Consider the following 4,232-nt stretch of genomic DNA (forward strand, 5'->3'; position numbering starts at 1 on the left):
CGCGCCAGCCCGATCAGGTCGGCGTCGCCGGTGCCGATGATGGCTTCGGCCTGATCGTAATCGGTGATCAGGCCCACCGCGACCACCGGCATCGTCACCGCCTGCCTGACGGCGCGGGCCAGCGGCACCTGATAGTTCGGCCCGACGGGGATCTTCTGGCGCGGGTCCAGCCCACCGCTGGAGACGTGGATCGCATCGCATCCCCGCGCCTCGAGCGCCTGCGCCAGCGCGATGGTCTGGTCAATGTCCCAGCCGCCCTCCACCCAGTCGGTCCCGGACACGCGCACCGACACCGGGCGTTCCGCCGGGAAGCTCGCGCGCACGGCGTCGAAGACCTCCAGCACCAGCCGCATCCGGTTTTCGAGGCTGCCGCCATAGCCGTCTTCGCGCCGGTTCGACAGGGGCGACAGGAACTGGTGCAGCAGGTAGCCGTGGGCCGCGTGGATCTGCACCGCGCCGATTCCCAGCCGCCCCGCGCGGCGGGCGGCCTCGGCAAAGCCGTCGCGGACCCGCTTCAGCCCGTCCTCGTCCAGCGCCACGGGCGGATTTTCCCCCGGAGCGAAGGGATCGGCGCTGGCGGAAACGGTCTGCCAGCCATGCGCGTGATCCGGCGCGATCTGCGCGCCACCCTTCCACGGCAGGTCGGTCGAGGCCTTGCGGCCGGCATGGGCCAACTGGATCGCGATGGGCATGTCCGACCAGCGGCGGATGCTGTCCAGCACGCGGCCCATCGCCGCCTCGGTCTCGTCCGACCACAGGCCGACATCGCCGTAGCTGATGCGGCCCTCGGGGACCACGCCTGTCGCCTCGATGGTCAGCAGCGCCGCGCCCGACAGCGCGAGATGGCCGTAATGGATCAGGTGCCAGTCGGTCATGCAGCCGTCCTCGGCCGAATACTGGCACATCGGCGCGATGACGATGCGGTTGGGCAGCCTCAGCTTGCCGACATCCAGCGGGGTGAACAGGCGCGGTGACATGAACGGCTCCTTTCGGTTCGCGCAGCGCAACGGGGCGAGAGGCGGATCGTTCCACGCGCCGAAGGAAAGGCCATGAGCTGACGGAACGCCCTCAGTCCTTCATCTCCTCCTGCCGCATGGGCATGGAATCGACGATCCCGAACAGCGTCTCGGCGGAGACCGGCGCGTCGAAGCGCTGCTTCAGGGTGCCGTCGCGGCCCAGCAGGCGCAGCTCGAAATCGGATTCGCCGCCAAAGTCGGTCAGCACCGGCATGTCACGCTCGCCCATCCCATGGGCGGCGGCGCTCAGCATGCCGATCTGTTCGGCCACGCGCGGGTCGGATTCATCGCGGGCGAGGATCACGACCGGGCGCGATTTCCAGCGCAACTCGTCCATGTCCACATCGGCCATGGGGATCGTCACGACACGTTCGGTCATCGCGGTTCCTTTCCTGACAGCGGACAGCCTGTCCCAACGACCCAGTCCCCGGAAAGTTCGCCCAAGCCCCTCGGAGTTTAACGAGAATGTCACGAGTGCGTCACCCGGCCGCCACATGGCGGGGCCAGAAGGCGCGCCGAAGGGGCACGGACCGCCGCGCCTCGGCACATGAGAGAGGCCCATGCTTATCAACCGCCGCCACACCCTCGGCCTGTTCGGCGCCGCCGCCGGTTCGCTGATCCTGCCGCGTCACCTGATGGCGCAGGCGCCCCGCCGTTCCATCACCATCGCGGTCCAGAAGATCACCAACAACAACACGCTGGACATCTGGAACGAGCAGTCGAACGTGGGCGAGCGGGTGTTCTTCCCCAACCTCTGGGAAGGGCTGATCCTGCGCGACTGGATGGGCGACCAGGGCCCGGTCCCGGGGCTGGCGACCGAATGGAAGCGCCTGGACGACAAGACCATCGAACTGAAGCTGCGTCAGGGCGTCCGCTTCCACAACGGCGACGAACTGACCGCCGAGGACGTGGTCTTCTCCTTCTCGGACGAGCGGCTGTTCGCCGGGACCGAGCCCGCGGGCGGCAAGACGCTTTATGCGGAAAACTTCAAGCCGCAGAATGCCAAGGAACTGCCCGCCAACATCCCCGGCATCGCCCGGCGGTTGTGGCCCGCGCTGCGCGGGGTCGAGGCCGTGGACAGGTACACCGTCCGCTTCCACAACGCGACGCCCGACATCACGCTGGAAGGCCGGCTTTACGCCTTCGGATCGCAGATCGCCAGCAAGCGGGCCTGGGACGAGGCCGCGACCTATGCCGAATGGGCGAACCGGCCCGTTACCACCGGCCCCTACCGGGTCGAGGAGTTCCGCCCAGACGTCTCGCTGACACTGGTGGCCTTCGACGACTACTGGGGCGGCCGCCCGCCGCTGGAACGCATCCGCTTCGTCGAGGTCCCCGAGGTCGCCAGCCGCGTGAACGGCTTGCTCTCGGGCGAATACGACTTCGCCTGCGACCTGCCGCCCGACCAGATTGCAACGGTTGCCGCCGCGCCGGGGCTGGAAGTGCAGTCCTCGACCATCTGGAACCACCGCGTCACCGTCTTCAACAAGCAGAACGAGTTCCTCGCCGACCCGCTGGTCCGCCGCGCCATGACCCATGCGATCGACCGGCAGGCCATCGTCGAGGCGCTGTGGGGCGGGCAGACCGTAGTCCCGGCGGGCCTGCAGTTCGACAGCTTCCGCACCTCGGGGATGTTCGCCGAAGGCTGGGCCGCGCCGGAATACGACCCGGACCTTGCCCGTGAGTTGCTGAAGCAGGCGGGCTACAAGGGTGACGCGATCCCTTACCGGCTGCTCAACAACTACTACACCAACCAGACGCCCACCGCGCAGGTGCTGGTCGAGATGTGGAAGCAGGTCGGCCTGAACGTCGAGATCGAGATGAAGGAGAACTGGGCGCAGATCCATGACCCCCAAGGGGTGCGCGGCGTCTTCGACTGGTCGGCCTCGAACAACATCAACGACCCGATCACGCCGTTGGTCGTGCAGTTCGGCCCGAACGGCGAGGCCCAGCAGAAGCGCAACTACTGGAACGACGAGGTGAACCAGTTGTCCGTCGTGATGGAGACCTCGATGGATGCCGCCGCGCGCCAGAAGGCCCACGCCCGCCTGCTGGAAATCTGCGAGCGCGAGGACCCGGCCTATACGGTCCTGCATCAGAACGCCGTCTTCACCGGCATGAAGTCCGAGCTGAACTGGAAGGCCGCCCCCGCCTTCGCGATGGATTTCCGCGCGACCAACTGGAACGTCTGACCCTTCCCGCAGGGCGCGCGGATTGCTGCGCCCCGCGCTTCTTTCAAAAAGACAGGAGGGCGGCGGATGTCGTTTGTCTCCATCCGCGACCTGAGGGTCGCGTTCGACGGCGTGCAGGTGCTGCATGGTATCGACCTGGACATCGGCAGGGGCGAGGCCCTGGGCCTTGTCGGCGAAAGCGGCTGCGGCAAGTCGGTGACATGGCTGGCCGCGCTGGGCCTGCTGCCGGGCAAGGCGCGGGTCACGGGGTCCGTCCGCATCGAGGGGCGGGAACTGATCGGGGCGCGGGCGTCCGAGATCGAGGCTGTCCGGGGCGCGCGGATCGCGATGATCTTCCAGGACCCGTCCTCGTCGCTGAACCCCGTGCATCGCGTGGGCCGGCAGATCGCGGAAAGCCTGCGGCTGCACCGGGGCCTGCGCGGGGCGGCAGCGCGGGCCGAGGCGATCCGGCTGCTCGACATGGTGGGCATCCCCTCGGCCGCGACCCGCATCGACCTTTACCCGCACGAGTTTTCCGGCGGCCAGTGCCAGCGCGTCATGATCGCCATGGCGCTGGCGGGCCGGCCCGACCTGCTGATCGCGGATGAACCGACGACCGCGCTGGACGCCACCATCCAGGCGCAGATCCTCGACCTTCTGGCGGGCATCCGGCGCGAGACGGGGATGGCGATGGTCTTCATCAGCCACGACCTCGGCGCGGTCTCGGCGGTCTGCGACCGGGCGGCGGTGATGTATGCGGGCCGGATCGTGGAAACGGACAACGTGGCGCATCTGTTCGCGGCGCCCAAGCATCCCTATACGCGCGGCCTTTTCGACGCGATCCCGGAACTGGAGGCGGGCCGCGCCCGGCTGGTCCCCATCGAGGGCACCGTGCCCGACCCGAGGAACCTGCCGCAGGGCTGCGCCTTCGCGCCCCGCTGCGCGCGGGCCAGCGATTTCTGCGCCGCCTATGCGCCGGAACTGAAACCCCAGCCGGAAGGCGGGCAGGTTGCCTGCTTCCATCCCGACCGCGCCCCGGCACGCA

At 68.5% G+C, this 4,232-nt stretch carries 4 protein-coding genes; 2 read left to right on the top strand and 2 right to left on the bottom strand.

The annotated features are described in order from the left end of the window. Positions 1-977: NADH:flavin oxidoreductase/NADH oxidase (locus Q4F04_RS04135; protein ID WP_303368564.1), on the bottom strand; the 977-nt coding region annotated here is incomplete at its 3' end. 91 nt (positions 978-1,068) lie between these two features. Next, complete coding sequence (locus Q4F04_RS04140) at positions 1,069-1,395, bottom strand: DUF4174 domain-containing protein (RefSeq protein ID WP_303368565.1); 327 nt, start codon at positions 1,393-1,395, stop codon at positions 1,069-1,071. A 181-nt stretch (positions 1,396-1,576) separates the two neighbouring features. Between Q4F04_RS04140 and Q4F04_RS04145 the strand changes: the two genes are divergently transcribed. After that, the gene (locus tag Q4F04_RS04145) at positions 1,577-3,208 is read left to right on the top strand and encodes an ABC transporter substrate-binding protein (protein ID WP_303368566.1); all 1,632 of its coding nucleotides are present in this window, start codon (positions 1,577-1,579) and stop codon (positions 3,206-3,208) included. 66 nt (positions 3,209-3,274) lie between these two features. Further along, positions 3,275-4,232 (top strand): ABC transporter ATP-binding protein (locus tag Q4F04_RS04150; protein ID WP_303368567.1); only part of this gene is annotated, 958 nt, incomplete at its 3' end.

It is taken from the genome of Paracoccus sp. (in: a-proteobacteria) (assembly GCF_030536915.1).
Lineage (GTDB): Bacteria > Pseudomonadota > Alphaproteobacteria > Rhodobacterales > Rhodobacteraceae > Paracoccus.

What these genes read in the sequence shown, in the direction of transcription:
- Q4F04_RS04140 (WP_303368565.1), bottom strand. Translation starts at nt 1,395, where the DNA reads ATGACCGAACGTGTCGTGACGATCCCCATGGCCGATGTGGACATGGAC.
- Q4F04_RS04145 (WP_303368566.1), top strand. Translation starts at nt 1,577, where the DNA reads ATGCTTATCAACCGCCGCCACACCCTCGGCCTGTTCGGCGCCGCCGCC.